This window comes from Peribacillus sp. FW305-BF15, assembly GCF_058783805.1.
Map to the genome: position 1 here is coordinate 43,337 of NZ_JBYSYV010000022.1, position 17,578 is coordinate 60,914.

A 17,578-nucleotide genomic window follows, 5' to 3' on the forward strand; every position below is an offset into this window, starting at 1 on the left:
TGGCTAACTTTACGAACTTTAAAGAATTGCCAGATGGTTGAAGAAAGTTGACTCAATCAGACCACGATCCGGCACATCAAAAAAAAGCCACAGGAATGTCATTCCCTGCGGCTTCCTTATGTGAAATCACTGTTCAATCAATTTTCCAAGGTTGGCCATTTCAATTGCACTAACGGCCGCTTCATAGCCTTTGTTACCTGATTTTGTTCCAGCACGTTCAATGGCTTGTTCAATATTCTCAGTTGTCAGCAAACCGAAGATAACCGGTACACCTGTTTCCAAAGAAACGGAAGCCATGCCTTTAGCTGCTTCATTGCAGACATAATCATAATGTGAAGTAGCACCCCTGATTACCGTTCCAAGACCGATTACCGCATCATATTTACCTGTATTCACAAGTTTCTTAGCAATTAACGGAAGTTCAAAAGCACCCGGGACCCACGCGATGTCAACATCATTCTCATCAACGCCATGACGCTTAAGGCCATCCATTGCCCCTCCTAAAAGCTTGCTTGTGATAAACTCATTAAATCTTCCTACCACGATTCCTACTTTCAATCCTGATCCGATTAATTGCGCTTCAATAGTTTTCCCCATGTCTAATTCCTCCTAATTTTTAAAAACAATAATTTTTTCATGTTAAGATTTCATTCCTTAAAAATCTTTCAAGCTTTCGGGATGTTCATTTCAAGTTCCTGTTTCCCGATTGGATCATTATGTTGAAGATACCGAACCAAATCGGCTATCGTAATGAACTTCAGGTTAAATTTATCAGCGATGACTTCTAAATCGGATACGCGGGCCATCGATCCATCTTCATTCATGATCTCACAAATTACACCGGCTGGAGCGGCACCGCATAACTTCGCCAAGTCCACCGATGCCTCCGTATGTCCTGCCCTTCTTAATACGCCGCCTTCTTTAGCGACTATCGGAAAAGTGTGACCAGGCCTTTGGAAATCTTCTGCGACCGAATCTTCATTAAGAAGCTCAAGGATGGTCAAGGACCGTTCAAAAGCACTGATTCCTGTAGAGGTGCTTTTATGATCGACACTTACCGTAAAAGCAGTGCCATGATGATCGGTATTTTCGCCTACCATAGGATGCAGTTTCAATTTTGCTGCCAGTTGTTCAGTGATGGTCGTACAAATCAAACCACGTCCATGAGTCGCCATGAAATTAATCGTTTCCGGTGTAGCCTTTTCGGCCAACACCACAAAATCCCCTTCATTTTCACGGTCTTCATCATCGGACACGATTACTACCTTGCCAGCCTTCAAATCTTCTATTGCTTCTTCTATTGTATGGAACATCATTACACCGCCCTTTTATTAGAATCCATGCTCTGCCAAAAACTCTAAATTCAGTCCTGGTTTTGGATTGCCATTTTTCATTTGATGTATTATATATTTCCCAATCATGTCGTTTTCGATGTTAACGATATCGCCAGCCGCTTTTTGTCCCAATATGGTGTCCTGATGAGTCAATGGAATCAATGATACCGTCAAAAGGTTCCTTTCGATCCCAAATATCGTCAAGCTTGTTCCATCAATGGCCACGGAACCTTTTGGAATGCAAAAGGCACTAAGCCCTTCTTCCAGTTGGATTACATAATATACGGCATTTTCTTTCCGTTCTTTTTTTATGATCGTTCCGGTTCCGTCGATATGACCTGAAACAAAATGACCGCCAAATCTTCCCTGTGCACTCATGGCTCGTTCGAGATTAACAGGTGATCCCAATTTTAACGTCCGGATCGAGGAAGCTTTGACCGTTTCCGGCATCACGTCGACCGTAAATAAACTTTTCGTGAAGGACGTTACCGTTAAGCAGACCCCGTTGACTGAAATACTATCCCCCAGATGCACATCTTCAAGGATTTTTTCAGAACGAATCGATAACTCCATACTGCTTTTTCCTTTTTTCAAGGAATGTACGGTACCGATATCCTCAATGATTCCCGTAAACATGTTTTTCCCCCTTTTATAAAATATAAAAAACCCCTTAGGATGGCCTAAAGGGTTAGCAGGAGAAATGAGTGAAAAAAATTGTATACCTAAAAAGCCTAATATTTTCATTTTCGAAAAATTAGGCGTACGTATACACTTGGGTTCCACACGTCCTTCTCCCATCCAGACTGTACTGTCGGCTTTGGAATCTCACCAAATCCTGCCTTTTAACAGGCTCGCGGGCTTAGAATTTCTTCATCACCGCCGGTTGGGATTTTCACCCGACCCCGAAGGACTAAAATAATATGAATCTTTGAATATTTTATCACCATAAAGTGAAGATGTAAAATTTCTAACCTTAAATGGTTCAATTGTTACAGGAACTTCCTAACTTTATGTAAAAATGATCCCCCTTAACCCCGATGTGCTCCAAAAAGGTTAGGCAGGCTAAATATGTGGAATAGGATTAGAGAATCAAACTTCATATAAGGAGGAAGCTTAATGCTTATTTCCATCATCAACCTGATTTTCTATCTGTTCGTCGTCACGATGAATTTTTTAGCCAATTTCCTGCCATTGAACGGCCAGACATCAGGAGAGATTTCCGATAAACTTCATGTCGTTTTCACTCCTGCCGGATATGTATTTTCCATATGGGGCTTGATCTATTTCCTGCTCGCCATCTGGGTATTCAGGCAGTTTTTAAGTAAACATCAAAACAGCCCTGCTTATAAGGCATCCTTCCCTTGGTTCGCTTTAAGCTGTGTCTTGAATGGCGCTTGGCTTTTAGCTTGGCACTATGAACACTTTTTGTTATCCGTATTCATCATCATTGCTCTTTTGGCTACTTTAATGGTCATTTATACAAGCATAAAAAAAGTGGAACACACTACTTTCGACCTATTTCCATTTTCCGTCTATACAGGCTGGGTAAGTGTTGCAACGATCGCTGACATTTCTTATTACCTAACCTATATCAAATGGGACGGTTTTGGGGTTTCCAGTTTAACCTGGACGATCGTCCTGCTGATTGCAGCAACAACCCTGGCCTTTGTCTTCGCAGGTAAAAACCGGGATTGGTGCTATCTTCTCGTATTCGTTTGGGCGTTCATAGGCATCGGGATACGAAATAGCTCCGCCTATCCTGTAATCACGGACATTTCTTATATCCTCTCTGCCATCACTTTTATCATATCCATAACCATCTTCATAAAAAGTAGAAGGAATATGGTAGCCTAAAATGCTTGCTGAAGATCTTGCCATACATCCTGCCAAGCTTCTAGGCCAACTGAGAGACGGACCAGCTGGTCACTGATGCCCATTTGTTCCCGTGAATCTTCAGGAACGGCAGAGTGCGTCATGGTAGCGGGATGCTGGATCAATGTTTCGGCATCCCCAAGACTTACGGCAATTTTAATTAGATTCAATTTATTGAGGAATTCCTGTGCATCCTGTTTTGTGCCATGCAATTCGAAAGAGATAAGGCCGCCGCCATGTTTCATCTGTTTTTGCATGATATAATGATCCGGGGAAGCTTCATCACCTGGATAATATACCTTTTTCACCTTTGGATGTTTCTTAAGTTCATGAAAGATTGCCATTGCATTGGCCGAATGACGGTCCATCCTGACGTGCAAGGTCTTTAACCCCCGCAATAGTAGCCAGGCGTCGAATGGTGAAATGATTCCACCGATATCTTTCTGTGTAGTCCCAGCTATATGATTCATGAATTCCTTTTTACCGACGACAAGTCCCGCAACGACATCCCCATGCCCGCAAAGATATTTCGTAGCGCTATGAAGGACGATATCACAGCCATACTCAAGCGGTCTCTGTAGGTAGGGCGTCGAAAATGTATTATCGACTACGACCGTCACATTATATTCCTTCGCAACTTTCACCACCATCTGTAAGTCAATCATTTTCATCGTCGGATTGATCGGGGTTTCTACATAGATGCAGGTCGTTTCCGGCCGGATCATTTTCCTAAGCTGTTCTTCAGTATCCATTTCACAAAAATCATGAGTGATCCGGTATTTATTTTTCATTAGCTGCAGAAGGCCAAATGTACAACCATATACCCCCTGTGAGCAGAGGATGTGATCATCTGTTTTAGTTAACGCAAAAAGTACTGCTGAAACGGCAGCCATGCCTGAACCGAAAGCAAGGCCAGCTTCCCCGCCTTCCAGTGCGGCAATCTTTTCTTCAAGCACTTGTACCGTTGGATTTCCAAGGCGAGAATAAATATATCCATCTTCGATACCGGCAAAACGCCTCTCCCCTTGCTCGGCATTTTCGAAAGTGAATGTTGAGGTTTGGAATAAAGGTGTTGCCAAGCTTCCCAAATGCTTCTTCGAGTCATATCCTTCATGGATGACTGCCGTTTCAAATTGTTTATACTTTCTTGTCATACCGTTTCCCCCTAACCTATGTCTATTGCTATCATATGTCAAAAACCCATATTAAGGAAGCGTTTTCATTCATGATTATCACCCATAAATGAACACTGCATTTAGTAAAAATAAGCTTCATTCTGTTCAGTTGGATCCTGCAAATTGAGCACCTCTTTTAATTTTTAATTCTTACGTGAATTCCAAAAAAAGGGACAGCCGCCATGGCCGTCCCTTTTTTTGCGAATCATTCATCGACTACGATGTTTCCACCATAGAAGGTTACTCTCGTTAATGGTAACCCCAGTTCACGAGCCATTTTTTTCAACTCTCGCTCTTCTCTTTCCGTTACGATTGAAATGACCGTGCCATCTGCACCTGCACGCCCAGTTCTCCCGGATCTATGGATATATTGTTCGATATTGTCAGCCATATCAATGTGAACGACCGCAGTAAGGCCTTTAATATCCAGCCCCCTGGCCGCTACATCCGTTGCTATCAGCATCGGGGATTTTCCGGAACGAAGCTTACGCAGTGCTTTCTCCCTGTCGACTTTATTGGATTCACCGTGAAGCACGCCCATTTCAATACCTTTATAACTCAGCTTTTCATGTAAGACGCTAAGCTCCGCAATATCATTCAGGAAGGCAAGTGCCTTCACATCTTTAAGTCTTGTGATTTTCTCGAGAATCTTGGACTTCTCCCGTCTCTCAACAACAAAGTAAAGATGGTCCACCTTGGATTCCATTTTTTCATTTTTATCGACCTTGATCATTTCGGGTTCATTCATGAATCCCCTGGCCGCTTTTTCCGTTTCCTCTGGCAGGGTTGCTGAAAATACCATGATTTGCCGATCTTTTAGTGTTGTTTTGATAATATTATTGATCGTTCCCATATGTTCTGGAATGATCAATTGGTCACCTTCATCAAGTACTATCGTCTTAACTTCATGCATCTTCAGTTTCTTTTGGGCAATCAATTCGTAAATCCGCCCCGGTGTTCCAGCAATCACCTGTGGACGCTTCTTCAGTTTGTCCAACTGCCTTTTCACATTAGCACCGCCGATGAATGCTGCACCCATTATGCCGCTCCCCTCTGACCAAATGCGAATTTCTTCATTGATCTGCATGACCAGTTCCCGTGATGATGCCAGAATCAAAGCTTGGGGCGATTTTTTTTCAGGATCAATCTTTTCCAGCAATGGCAGTAAATATGCCAATGTTTTTCCTGTACCTGTCGGTGATTCGGCCATGATATCCTTTCCCTCGACAATCACGGGGATCGCTTTCGTTTGTATCGGGGTAAGTTGTCCGAATCCGGACTTTTTCCAGGCTTCTTGTATATATGTTTTTCTATCGTTTATTAATGCAGGTAATTCGCTCATATCGTTCTCCTTTAATATAAAACTTTTCCTATCTTTCATAGTACCATTTATTCTTGTCCAGTAGCCAATGGAATACGAATTGTAACCGTCGTCCCTTTGTTTATCTCACTTTCAAAATCCATTTCCCCGTGAAGGCGATGAACGATTTTCCGGCAAATTGCAAGCCCGATCCCTGAACCTTTTTCCTTCGTCGAGTAAAAAGGTTCACCAATCCGTTCAAGGCGCTCGGGTCCCATTCCCATGCCATTGTCACTCACGCTGACTACAGCATGTCCATCGATGATTTGCAGCGATATATCAATTTCCCCATTATCTTCGATCGCTTCAATGCTATTCTTGACGATATTGATTACCAACTGTTTAAGTTCAATTGAATCAGCCATTATATAAATCGGTTCAGCGGTTTTAATCCTTAGCCCCATTTCGATATTATTCAAATTCGTTTCTGCTTTCATCAACGTGAATACCTGTTGTAAACTGTCGGCAAGATCGATCCTGCAGAATGCGACATCCTGTTTCTTCCCGAGAACCAAAAGTTCACTTGAGATAATATTGATTCGGTCAATTTCCTTCAACATGATATCAGAATGCAGCGGGTTCACTTCCTGGGTCATATCCATTAACTGTACGAATCCTTTTAACGATGTCAGCGGATTCCTTATCTCATGTGCGACGGCTGCAGCCAGATGTCCGATAACAGATAGTTTTTCAGACATGATCATTAATTCCTCTTCGCGCCGCAATTCGGTGATATCCCTTACGATGGCATATACTCCAAGCATTTCCGAGTGGACGATGATCGGTAAAAAAGTTACACGGATTATCCGTTGTTCATCACTGCTATTCTGTATGGTCGTTTCGAATTTTACAGCCTCCCCTTGAAGGGACTGTTGAAAGAATTCAGCTACTTTATCACTTTCATTCCAGTTGATGAGATGATTCGCATTCTTGCCTTTCAAATTTTCACTATGATGACCTAACAGTTTTTCTGCTTCCGGGTTTATCGAAACGACATTTCCTTCGAGATTCAGCTCAAGGACACAATCCGGGTTATGCTTGAACAGCGACCGATACTGTTCATCCTTCAGAATGAATTCCTGTTGGGACCTCAACATTTTCCCCGTCCAATACCTGATTATGAAGTAAAGGAAAAGTCCGGTTATGAATATGAACATCCACCCTTTGGAATGTTGAAACATTGCATATATCTGAACATCTGACCTTGCCTGCGTCATAGAGATGTAATCCGTAATGATAATCCATAAGACCCCAATGAATATATATATAAAAGCCACTTTACATGCAATTTTATGAGATTGGTTCATATTTTTTCCTTTGTATTGTTTTTTGGTTTATTATTCCCAAATCACTCAAAAAAAGCCCTCATGTTTTCAACATAAGGACTCTATCGATATTGTAACATATATATAGTAATCATTGTTTTATATCGTTAAAAAATCCAGCAGCATTACTACTGGATTTTCAATAAATCAAGAGAGGTCTTTAATGGCTTGATTGAATTCTTCTTCGATATCTTTTGTAGGCTTGGCCGATAGTAAGCTGAAAACGACCACAGCTATTGAACCAGCGATGAAACCAGGAATGATTTCGTATATTTCAGCAAACCTATCGATCATATCCCAGACGATCACGGTTGCCGTACCGACAATCATTCCCGCCAAGGCTCCCCATTTCGTCATCCGTTTCCAGTACAGGCTTAACAAAATGACAGGACCGAATGCCGCTCCAAAACCAGCCCATGCATAACCAACCAATTTAAGGATCGTACCGCTTGGATTAAAAGCCAATAATAGGGCAATGGCAGATATCGCCAATACGCCAAACCGACCTACCAGCACTAATTCCTTATCAGATGCGTTCGGCCGAATGAACTGCTTATAGAAATCATCTGTCAGAGCACTTGCCGATACTAACAGCTGTGATGCAATCGTACTCATGACCGCTGCTAAAATCGCAGCCAACAAGAAGCCTGTAATTAAAGATGGAAACAGTTCTTTAGCTAATATGATGAAGACGGACTCAGCATTCCTATCCCCTAAAGGACTATTTGTCAGGTTAAAATATGCTATCCCCACCAATCCGGTGAACATCGCTCCAACAATAGCAAAAATCATCCATCCCATGCCGATTCGCCGTGCACTTTTCAATTCTTTAACAGATGAGACCGCCATGAAGCGGACGATTATATGAGGCTGCCCGAAATAACCAAGCCCCCATGCCAGAAGAGATATGATGCCAATGGTTGATGTTCCTTCAAAAACATGCAATAAATTCGGGTTAATCGATTTTATTTCATTGAAGGTGGGATCCCAGCCCCCAATATTTACAATCGTGACAACTGGTACTAGAATTAAGGCAATGAACATGATTGTACCTTGTACAAAGTCCGTCCAGCTGACAGCCAGGAATCCGCCAAATAATGTATAAAGAATAACAACGCTTGCCGTCAGCCAGATACCCCACCGGTAATCTAAATTGAAAGCCGTACGGAAAAGCTCACCGCCTGCCACCATGCCTGAAGAGGTATAAAAGGTGAAGAAAATTAAAATGACCGATGCTGATACCACTTTTAAGACGCGGGAGCCATCTTTAAACCGATTTCCCAAAAAGTCGGGAATCGTAATCGAATTGCCGGCAATTTCCGTATATGTCCGAAGCCTTGGTGCCACGAATAACCAGTTTAAATAAGAGCCTGCACACAGGCCGATGACAATCCAGCCAGCACTCAACCCGCTTATGTACATCGCACCAGGAAGACCCATCAACAGCCAGCCACTCATATCGGAAGCCCCTGCACTCAATGCCGTTACAGCCGGCCCCAAGTTCCGGCCGCCAAGCATGTAATCGGTTAAGTTAGCCGTTTTCCGATAGGCCAAATAACCAATTAAAAGCATACCTGCCATGTATATTGCAATTGATATTATAATTCCATATTCCAAAAATGAATCCTCCTATTTATAGGTTAATTTTCATCTTGTAAGCTTATCAGAAAAAAAAACATATGTTAAGAAGTTCTTGCACCTTTCAACGATTTCACTTTCAATATAAGTAAGAAAATTCATTTTATTAGAATAAATCATTTAGGAGGAATACGCCATGCAATCCTATATCAATCAGCCAGATGGAGTCTTTCCCTCTGTTTGTTCTCTTGACTGTCCTGATCAATGCGGTTTACTGCTGCACAAAAAAGATGGGAAAATCATTAAAGTTCAAGGAGACCCTGATCATCCAGTCACAAAAGGGAATATTTGCAACAAAGTCCGCAACATGACTGCCCGCCTATATGACCCCAATCGCTTAAAACAGCCATTAAAGCGCATCGGTCCGAAAGGAAAAGGGAATTTCGTTCCAATCAGCTGGGAAGAGGCCATTGACACAATCACTTCCAAATGGAAAGACTTGATCGAAATGCATGGACCGGAAAGCATACTTCCTTACAGCTTTTACGGAAACATGGGCAACCTCAGCGCCGAGGGGATGGATCGCCGCTTTTTCCACAAACTCGGCGCAAGCATGCTCGAGCGTTCCATCTGTAATGCGGCAGGCTCAGTCGGATACAGCTATACAATGGGTGGTTCATTCGGCATCGATCCAGAAGAAACGATCCATACGAAGCTATTCATCATGTGGGGCATCAACGCTGTGAGCACAAATATGCACCAAGTGACGCTTGCCCAGCAAGCCCGAAAAAACGGGGCCAAAGTAGTTGTCATTGACGTTCATAAAAACCAAACTGGCAAGTGGGCAGATTGGTTCATTCCGATTCTGCCTGGCACCGATAGTGCACTTGCCCTCGGATTAATGCATATTCTTTATGCCGAGAATCTAGTCGACCAGCCCTTTCTCGATGAATACACAGTGGGTGCTGCTGAATTGCGCGAACATGTCCGCCAATATGACCCTGCGACCGTCTCCGCGATAACTGGCGTTCCCATTGATGACTTATATGAACTTGCCAGGATGTATGGCACCACAAGCCCATCATTCGTTCGGATAGGCAATGGCCTGCAGCACCATGACAATGGAGGCATGGCGGTACGTACCATTGCCTGCCTGCCTGCCCTTACCGGCCAATGGATGGAGGAAGGCGGCGGAGCCATCAAAGGGAATTCAGGATATCTGGCCTTTAATATAAATGCCTTAAGACGTCCTGATTTATTGCGAAATAAAGCTACCCGGACCATTAATATGAACCAAATCGGCCAAGCTCTTATGGAAAAAGAAAACCCGATTCGCTCTATGTTTGTATACGGCTCCAACCCAGCACTTGTCGCTCCGAATGCAAATAAGGTGCAGGAAGGTCTAATGCGGGAAGATCTATTCACAGTGGTACATGATCTATTCTTAACCGAAACGGCCATGTTTGCCGACCTCGTCCTTCCTGCCACGTCATCTTATGAAACGGAGGATTTTTATAATTCATATTGGCATAATTACGTCCAAATACAAAAACCTGTAGTCGAAAAATATGGCGAATCGAAATCGAATGTTGAATTGTTCAAACTGTTGGCTGCTGGAATGGGATTTGGGGAACAAGCATTTGGAGATTCAGAGGAAGATATGATACGGCAGGCTCTGGATTTTCCCGACAACCCGCATTTGGAAGGCATCACCTATGACTCCCTTTCAAGGAATCAATTTGTCAAAGCCAAAATGCAGCCGATGTTCCCAGGCAAACTCCCGACACCAAGCGGTAAAATCGAACTTTATTCCGAACGGATGAAGCGGGATGGATTCGAGCCATTGCCCACATATACGCCTATCATAAAAGACAGCGACCTGCCATTTTTATTCATTCCAGCACCTAATCACAATTTCTTGAATTCAACCTTTTCTAATAATGCCAAACATATCTCCATGGAAAAGGAACCGAAACTGCACATGAATGCCGCTGATGCCAAAACAATGGGGATAGCCGCCGGAGATATGGTTAGAATCTGGAACGGTCGCGGTGAATGCTTGCTTACCGCTGCTCCCGGTGAAAATGTGTTACCAGGCGTTCTTGTCAGCCAAGGCTTGTGGCAGAATACGCCCGAAACAAAGCAACACATCAATTCCCTTACCCCAGATCGCCTCGCGGATATGGGTAATGGCGCGGTTTTCTTTTCAGGACGGGTTGATCTTGAAAAAGTCCAACAATAGTAAAGAAATGTTTAGCAATCTATAACTATATCTGCGATTCTCGAATTATATCTGCGATTTTCGGATTTTTATCTCCGATTCCGGATTATATAACTGCGGTTCTAGAATTATATCTGTGATTTTCGGATGATATATCTCCGATTCTCGGATTATATCTCCGATTTCGGCTTTTTATCTGCGATTCCAGGATTTTATCTCCGATTCCGGATTATATAACTGCGGTTCTAGAATTATATCTCCGATTTCGGCTTTTTATCTGCGATTCTCGGATTATATCTCCGATTCCATAGAAAAAAGGCTGTTCCCCAAGGAACAGCCTTTTTTCGTCAAGCTATTTACTCTTCATCAAACCAGCCTGTTGGCTGGATATCCAAGTTATTATTGATTTGCTTCACTTCAGTGTAAGCTTCGTAACCGAAAGTTCCCAGTTCGCGTCCATTTCCACTTTGCTTGAACCCTCCCCAAGGAGCTTCGTTATAAGTCGGATGATATGAGTTTATCCACGTGATACCGGCACGCACTTTTTTAATGACACGGTACGCTTTTGAGATATCGTTCGTGAACACCGCTCCCGCTAAACCATATTTCGTATCATTGGCAAGTCGAAGAGCTTCCGCTTCATCCTTGAACTTTTGAACGACAAGCACCGGTCCAAAAATTTCTTCCTGTACAATCCGCATATCCGGTGTCGTATCAACAAAAATAGTAGGTTCGACAAAGTAACCTTTATCCATGCCTTCTTCTTTAATTCGATTTCCACCGACGATTAATTTGGCACCTTCTTCTTTTCCGATTTGGATATACGATAATATTTTATTCATATGGGCTTCTGAAACGATAGGTCCCATCTGGCTGTTTTCATCAGAACCTGAACCTACTTTGATTTTTTTCGCCTTCGCAGTAAGACTTGCAATGAACTGATCGTAAATGGACTCTTCCAATAGTAAACGGGAGCCTGCTGAGCACACTTGTCCTTGATTACAGAAAATCCCGTATAGAGCATAATCAACTGCAGTCTCAAAGTCAGAATCCGCAAATACGATATTAGGCGATTTACCGCCGAGCTCCAATGTGACTTTCTTTAGGTTACCCAGCGAAGCCTCCATAATCTTACGTCCTGTTGCCGTGCCTCCTGTAAAGGCTACTTTATCGATTTCCTCATGCTCTGCAATGGCTTGTCCGACAACTGGCCCCGCTCCTAACACAAGATTCGCAACACCTTTTGGCAATCCTACCTCATCCATGATTTCAAATAGTTTGACCGCCGTCACCGGAGTGACCTCAGATGGTTTGAACACAACGGAATTTCCTGCAGCAAGCGCCGGAGCAAGTTTCCAGGCTGACATCATTAGTGGGAAATTCCAAGGAACGATCTGCCCGCATACACCGATCGGTTCCCTTACGACCATCGCTTGCTGGCCGTCAGGAACTTCAAAAGTCTGACCTGTCGGTTTTGTGGCCAATCCTGCATAATATCTAAAACATGCTGCCGAATCAGCTATATCAAAACGAGCCTCACGCAATGGTTTCCCATTATCCAATGTTTCCAACACAGCTAGTTCTTCAGCTTTTTCTTCTATTTTGTCGGCTATTTTGAATAAAATGCGAGCTCTTTCGACGGCAGGAGTTCCCCACCAACCACCTTCATAGAAAGCATATTTTGCTGCCTCGACCGCTGCATCCACATCTTCCTGTGTTCCTTCCGCTGCTTTGGCAATAACTTCCCCCGTGGCCGGATTCAATACATCCCTCTTCTCACCCGAAGTCGAATTCACCCATTCCCCATTGATGAACATCTTTAAGTCCAATGCTCCCGTTCCTTCTTTTTTCGTATTATTTTGCAAAGTTTCCTGCATGTAATTTCCTCCTCTGTTTTAAGTTATCTACCTATATATAAATATGAGCAAGATTCATGCCAGTTTGAAATTTTAGGTAACTCACGTTTTTTTGCCCTTTCCTGTCATATTTAAATTCAGTCGTGAATTACCTATTCATTTTTGCATAACTCATAGGCAAAACTTCTTCCAAGTTCACAGAAAAAAAGAGATGAGCAGCTGCTCACCTCTCTTCTGATTAATTCCGATTAATAATGACCAATTTCATTTCCGTCATTTCTTCAATGGCATATTTCAATCCTTCGCGCCCAGTCCCGCTTTTTTTGACTCCGCCATATGGCATGTTGTCAACACGGTAAGTTGGGATATCATTAATAATGACACCGCCGACTTCCAATTTTTCTGCGGCAGAAAGAGCTAGATTGATATTTTCTGTGTAAATCCCGGCCTGCAATCCGAATTCGGAATCATTGACAAAGTCAATCGCTTCCTCCACGGAAGAAACCTTATTGATCAAAACTATTGGAGAGAAGACCTCCTGGCAAGATACCTTAAGCATGGCATCCACTTCCAGCAACACAGTGGGATGCAGGATATTACCTTCAGATTTACCTCCTGCTGCAACTATCGCCCCGTGTTGTTTAGCTTCACTGATCCAATCCAGGCTTCTCTGTACATCCCCGGCGCTGATCAATGCTGAAATATCCACAGACGGGTCCAAAGAATCTCCCAGTTTCAAGCCATTCGTTGCTTCCGTGAATTTTTTGACGAACTCATCATACACCTCTTCATGAACATAAGCGCGCTGTAAGGAAATGCAGACCTGCCCTTGAAAAGCGAATGCTGCCGATACACATCGTTGGATGATTTTATCAATATCGATCCCTTTATCCACGATGACAGCCGCATTCGAACCTAGTTCAAGACTCACTTTCTTTAACCCGGCCTTATTACGGATCCCGATTCCTACAGCCGGACTTCCTGTAAATGAGATGCTCTTCACCCGTGAATCGGTGACTAATTTATCACCGATTACCGAACCGCTTCCAGTAACTAAATTAAACGCACCTGCCGGCAAATCCGTTTCGGCCAATAATTCAGCAAGAAATAGTGAAGATAGCGGTGTTTGGCTCGCAGGTTTCAGGACGAGTGTATTTCCGGCAGCAATGGCCGGGCCCACTTTATGGGCAACCAGGTTCATCGGAAAATTAAATGGCGTAATCGCACCCACAACGCCTAGAGGCTCACGGACCGTGTATCCTATCCTTCCTTCTCCGTCAGCTGTGGCATCCATCGTCAATGTTTCTCCATGAATCCTTTTTGCTTCCTCTGCTGCAAATTTATATGTGGCAATCGTCCGGGATACTTCAACCATTGCCGTTTTAATCGGTTTCGCTGCCTCTTTTGCAATAATTTCAGCTGCCTCATCTTTGCGGCTTTCCAAAAGGCTCGCAAGCTTTTCAAGTATGGAAGCGCGTTTATGACTAGGTAAAGCTGCCATCGTTTTTCTAGCTTGATAGGCTGATTCTATGGCCAACTCGACATCTTCAAGGCTTGCCGAGGGAATCTCCGCTAGGACCTCCCCGCTATAAGGGGACTTTAGTGTCGTGAACTTTTCAGCTTCTTGCCATTTACCATTAATGTATAATTTCTTTTTCAGCGTTTCCGTCATGACCATCACTTTCACCTCTTATAAAATTTCTTTTTCGACTGCAGTAAATGTCTCATCAAGGATTTCAATCATTCTTTCGACTTCTGCTTTAGTAATGATTAAAGGCGGTGCGAATACGAGTGTATCTTGATCAAACGTAACTGAACGGCAAATCAAACCATTCTTCGCAGCTTCAGCAACAAGTCTTGGAGCAAGCTGTGTCTCAAAGCCTTCACCTGTTTGTTTGTCCTTTACGATGGAGATGCCCCCAATTAGTCCAAGTGCCCTCACATCACCAACAATCGGATGTTTGCTTTGGAGCTTCTTAAAGCCGGCAAGCAACTCTTCACCACGCTGTTTCGAGTTTTCTATAAGGTTTTCACGTTCAATTATTTCAATATTTTTCAAAGCAACCGCACATGCCATCGGATGGCCACTGTATGTGTAGCCGTGTAAAAGCGTACCTTTTGAAAGGGCAATGAAATCCTGATGCATCTTATCATTCAGGACGACCCCGCCTAACTGTGCATATCCGCTCGTCACACCTTTTGCAAAGCACATCATATCAGGCACAACACCAAAGTGTTCAATCCCAAAATAAGTCCCTGTTCTTCCGAAACCTGTAATGACTTCATCCGTCACCATCAAAATGCCGTATTCATCACAAATTTCCCTTACTTCCTTAAAATAGCCTTCAGGAGGAAGGTTCACGCCACCGGCCCCTTGAATCGGTTCAGCGATAAATGCCGCAATCGTTTCCGGTCCTTCCTGTTCTATGACCTTACGCAACTCCTCAATGGAGGAACCGTCCACATGATAAAAATCAGGTGCGATTGAATTCGTGAAATCCCGGAACGGCTTCAGGCCAGTCGCACTTGTAGCTCCCATTGCCACTCCATGATAGGATTTCGAGCGGGAAATGATTTTTTGACGATTAGGCTGCCCTTTCAAAAGCCAGTAATGACGAGCAAGTTTGATCGCCGTATCATTCGACTCCGATCCACCTGAAGTGAAGAAAACTGCATTCAAATCCCCAGGCGCGATGGATGCGATTTTGGCCGCCAAACGGATTGCCGGCTCATTGCTGAAAGTGGCGAAACTTGAGGTGAAAGCTAATTTGGCCATTTGTTCCTTCGCGACTTCAGCCATCTCTTCTTGTCCATGTCCAATATTCACATTCCAAAGTGAAGCCATGCCATCAATGACAGTCCTGCCCGTGACATCCGTAAGATATATTCCCTTCCCTTCCTTAAAGATGAAACTTGGACCATCTGCCTGCTGCTGTTCGATTGCCGTGGTCGGATGAATAAAATGCTTTTTATCCAAATCGATTAATTCCTGAATACTCGTAGTCTCTTTAATCATGTAAAAAACACCCTTCTCATGTAATGGATTTTTTCAAGCTAGTTTATTTTTATATTTATAGATGTAGCAAGATGCATGCCAAATTATATGGGCCTGATATTAAAGGTATTCAAGTTAAAATGATTCATATATAAATCAATAGGAGCATGTGTTGATTCACATATAAATCATTTGATTCACATTCGAATCAATCAACTCCCATTCATTTGATTAACTACTGAATGACAAACATTTTTTCGAATCCCCCTCTTTATTTCTAATTGATGTTACAAAACCTGACACACAATGTTGAATTTTCGGAAGATTTGTATTATTATCATGTTAATATTTTTTCATTCCTTTTGAGCCGCTATGTTAATCTAAATGAAAGAAGTTGATATATATGCAGGTAGGATTTGAACTGTACCAAAAACAAACCTTGAAGTTGTCATTAACCCCTGAATTACAGCAATCGATCAATATCCTTCAATATTCCACCCATGAACTGATAGATTTCCTGAACCGACAGGCTTACGAAAATCCCGTTCTCGAAATTAGCTTTAAAGAGCCCCCCTCATCGCACAGTATTCGTACAAATAAAATAAATTCTCAGATACGTGGTTCTTCCTCTAAAAGTAAAGGTTTCAACGGAGACAATGATTACAACCCTATCAACAATCATTCAGTCAGCACAGAAACACTTGAAAGGCATTTACTGGAACAATTGAGTTTACTAAGTTCATTGAATGCATTTGAAAAGAAGATTCTCCAATTTTTGATTGGAAACTTAAATGATTATGGATTTCTAGAATTGGATGTCCATTGGACTGCTTCGCATTTTTCCGTACCCGTGGAAGAAATCGAAAATATGATTCAAATATTGCAATCCCTTGACCCAATTGGAGTCGGTGCTAAAGATCTGGCCGATTGTTTACTCATTCAGCTGTGTGAGCATGAGAATCACAATGAATTGGCGTATAAGATCGTTAAAAAGAACTTAGAAGATTTAGCAGAAAAACGCTACAGGAAAATTGCCGCCCTTCACCAAGTGACCGTTCAGGAAGTACAAGAGGCCTCGGATTTCATCCGTACGTTAAACCCGCGTCCTGTCAGTCACTTTTCCGATGATATGACTCATTACATCGTTCCGGACGTTTACGTGGAAAAAGATAAAGAAGGTTTTCTGATAACGGTCAACGATAGCTGTACACCTAAACTTTCCATCAATCCTTACTACAAGAACCACGTCGCCATCAATTCCGTTAATCCAGCTAAAGATTATATAAAAGGGCACATAAATGATGCCCAATTACTGTTAAAAGGGCTCGAACAAAGGCAAATGACGCTTTACAAAGTGACCGCGTCAATCGTGGAGGAGCAGCATGAGTTTTTCATGAAGGGAATTACAGGATTAAAACCTATGACACTGAAGGATATTTCGGAAAAACTTCAGCTTCATGAATCAACGATCAGCAGGGCCACGAGCAATAAATATATCCAGACGCCGCATGGCCTCTTTAAACTAAGGAACTTCTTTACTAGAGGGTTACACCGCGTGAACAGCCCAGCAACCGAATCAACGGCCACCATCAAAGAAAAAATAAAGGTCCTGATTGCCGATGAAGATAAAATAAAGCCTTTTTCAGATCAGAAACTTTGTCAAATATTCGAAAATGAAGGGACGAAGATTTCCCGCCGCACTATTGCAAAATACCGTGAAGACCTCGGTATACCGGGATCTTCAAAACGGCGCAGATTTTAAAATCAAACCGAATTTTTAAGAAGACTCTTACAAATGAGAATCTATTGTAAGAGTCTTCTATATTTTCCACCCCTGAACCAGGGGCTTAATAAACAGTTTT

Annotated in this window: 12 protein-coding genes, 1 pseudogene and 1 riboswitch; of the genes and pseudogenes, 3 read left to right on the plus strand and 10 right to left on the minus strand. The window is 42.8% G+C overall.

Going from position 1 to position 17,578, the window contains the following annotated elements:
* Window positions 1–126: 126 nt before the first annotated feature.
* The 3 genes and pseudogenes from ribH to ribE form a co-directional block, all read right to left on the minus strand.
* Window positions 127–597 carry a 6,7-dimethyl-8-ribityllumazine synthase gene (gene ribH / locus AC3WLU_RS20560; protein WP_034305700.1) on the minus strand — a complete coding sequence of 157 codons (471 nt, stop codon included), beginning with the start codon at window positions 595–597 and terminating at the stop codon, window positions 127–129.
* Between the two features lie 77 nt (window positions 598–674).
* A pseudogene (gene ribB, locus AC3WLU_RS20565) lies at window positions 675–1,313 on the minus strand (3,4-dihydroxy-2-butanone-4-phosphate synthase); the annotation flags it as partial.
* A gap of 18 nt (window positions 1,314–1,331) precedes the next feature.
* Window positions 1,332–1,970, minus strand: coding sequence for a riboflavin synthase (ribE, locus tag AC3WLU_RS20570; RefSeq protein ID WP_034305702.1), 639 nt, complete (start codon window positions 1,968–1,970; stop codon window positions 1,332–1,334).
* A 146-nt stretch (window positions 1,971–2,116) separates the two neighbouring features.
* Window positions 2,117–2,248, minus strand: a riboswitch (FMN riboswitch).
* A gap of 202 nt (window positions 2,249–2,450) precedes the next feature.
* On the opposite strand from ribE, the gene AC3WLU_RS20575 reads away from it, so the two are divergent.
* Window positions 2,451–3,188, plus strand: coding sequence for a TspO/MBR family protein (locus AC3WLU_RS20575; RefSeq protein WP_268564038.1), 738 nt, complete (start codon window positions 2,451–2,453; stop codon window positions 3,186–3,188).
* Here AC3WLU_RS20575 and megL read toward each other — a convergent pair.
* From megL to putP, 4 genes are all read right to left on the minus strand, one after another.
* Entirely contained in the window at window positions 3,185–4,360 is a 1,176-nt protein-coding gene (gene megL, locus AC3WLU_RS20580; protein WP_492597818.1) for a methionine gamma-lyase, read from the minus strand. The two genes, AC3WLU_RS20575 and megL, sit on opposite strands and share 4 nt — an antisense overlap.
* A 226-nt stretch (window positions 4,361–4,586) precedes the next feature.
* Window positions 4,587–5,723, minus strand: a complete 1,137-nt coding sequence (locus AC3WLU_RS20585; protein WP_492597819.1) for a DEAD/DEAH box helicase — start codon at window positions 5,721–5,723, stop codon at window positions 4,587–4,589.
* Between the two features lie 47 nt (window positions 5,724–5,770).
* A complete protein-coding gene (locus tag AC3WLU_RS20590) occupies window positions 5,771–6,838 on the minus strand; it encodes an ATP-binding protein (protein ID WP_176548646.1) in 1,068 nt (355 codons plus the stop codon).
* Between the two features lie 375 nt (window positions 6,839–7,213).
* Entirely contained in the window at window positions 7,214–8,683 is a 1,470-nt protein-coding gene (gene putP / locus AC3WLU_RS20595; protein WP_034305814.1) for a sodium/proline symporter PutP, read from the minus strand.
* A gap of 157 nt (window positions 8,684–8,840) precedes the next feature.
* Here putP and AC3WLU_RS20600 point away from each other — a divergent pair, with 157 nt between their 5' ends.
* Entirely contained in the window at window positions 8,841–10,886 is a 2,046-nt protein-coding gene (locus AC3WLU_RS20600) for a molybdopterin oxidoreductase family protein (RefSeq protein ID WP_057278607.1), read from the plus strand.
* Window positions 10,887–11,221: 335 nt separating this feature from the next.
* Here AC3WLU_RS20600 and AC3WLU_RS20605 read toward each other — a convergent pair whose 3' ends face one another.
* The 3 genes from AC3WLU_RS20605 to AC3WLU_RS20615 form a co-directional block, all read right to left on the minus strand.
* Window positions 11,222–12,742, minus strand: a complete 1,521-nt coding sequence (locus tag AC3WLU_RS20605) for an aldehyde dehydrogenase family protein (RefSeq protein WP_492597820.1) — start codon at window positions 12,740–12,742, stop codon at window positions 11,222–11,224.
* A 217-nt stretch (window positions 12,743–12,959) separates the two neighbouring features.
* Window positions 12,960–14,393 (minus strand): aldehyde dehydrogenase family protein, encoded by a 1,434-nt coding sequence (locus AC3WLU_RS20610; RefSeq protein ID WP_492597826.1) that lies wholly within the window; start codon window positions 14,391–14,393, stop codon window positions 12,960–12,962.
* A gap of 18 nt (window positions 14,394–14,411) precedes the next feature.
* Complete coding sequence (locus AC3WLU_RS20615) at window positions 14,412–15,737, minus strand: aminotransferase family protein (protein WP_048685056.1); 1,326 nt, start codon at window positions 15,735–15,737, stop codon at window positions 14,412–14,414.
* 382 nt (window positions 15,738–16,119) lie between these two features.
* Here AC3WLU_RS20615 and rpoN point away from each other — a divergent pair, with 382 nt between their 5' ends.
* On the plus strand, window positions 16,120–17,478 hold the full coding sequence (gene rpoN, locus AC3WLU_RS20620; protein WP_492597821.1) for an RNA polymerase factor sigma-54: 1,359 nt from the start codon (window positions 16,120–16,122) through the stop codon (window positions 17,476–17,478).
* Window positions 17,479–17,578: the final 100 nt, after the last annotated feature.

Bases quoted from the DNA above. Each gene is read 5' to 3' on its own strand.
- ribH (WP_034305700.1), bottom strand. From the start codon at position 597: ATGGGGAAAACTATTGAAGCGCAATTAATCGGATCAGGATTGAAAGTA.
- ribE (WP_034305702.1), bottom strand. From the start codon at position 1,970: ATGTTTACGGGAATCATTGAGGATATCGGTACCGTACATTCCTTGAAA.
- AC3WLU_RS20575 (WP_268564038.1), top strand. From the start codon at position 2,451: ATGCTTATTTCCATCATCAACCTGATTTTCTATCTGTTCGTCGTCACG.
- megL (WP_492597818.1), bottom strand. From the start codon at position 4,360: ATGACAAGAAAGTATAAACAATTTGAAACGGCAGTCATCCATGAAGGA.
- AC3WLU_RS20585 (WP_492597819.1), bottom strand. From the start codon at position 5,723: ATGAGCGAATTACCTGCATTAATAAACGATAGAAAAACATATATACAA.
- AC3WLU_RS20590 (WP_176548646.1), bottom strand. From the start codon at position 6,838: ATGTTGAGGTCCCAACAGGAATTCATTCTGAAGGATGAACAGTATCGG.
- AC3WLU_RS20600 (WP_057278607.1), top strand. From the start codon at position 8,841: ATGCAATCCTATATCAATCAGCCAGATGGAGTCTTTCCCTCTGTTTGT.
- AC3WLU_RS20605 (WP_492597820.1), bottom strand. From the start codon at position 12,742: ATGCAGGAAACTTTGCAAAATAATACGAAAAAAGAAGGAACGGGAGCA.
- AC3WLU_RS20610 (WP_492597826.1), bottom strand. From the start codon at position 14,393: ATGACGGAAACGCTGAAAAAGAAATTATACATTAATGGTAAATGGCAA.
- AC3WLU_RS20615 (WP_048685056.1), bottom strand. From the start codon at position 15,737: ATGATTAAAGAGACTACGAGTATTCAGGAATTAATCGATTTGGATAAA.
- rpoN (WP_492597821.1), top strand. From the start codon at position 16,120: ATGCAGGTAGGATTTGAACTGTACCAAAAACAAACCTTGAAGTTGTCA.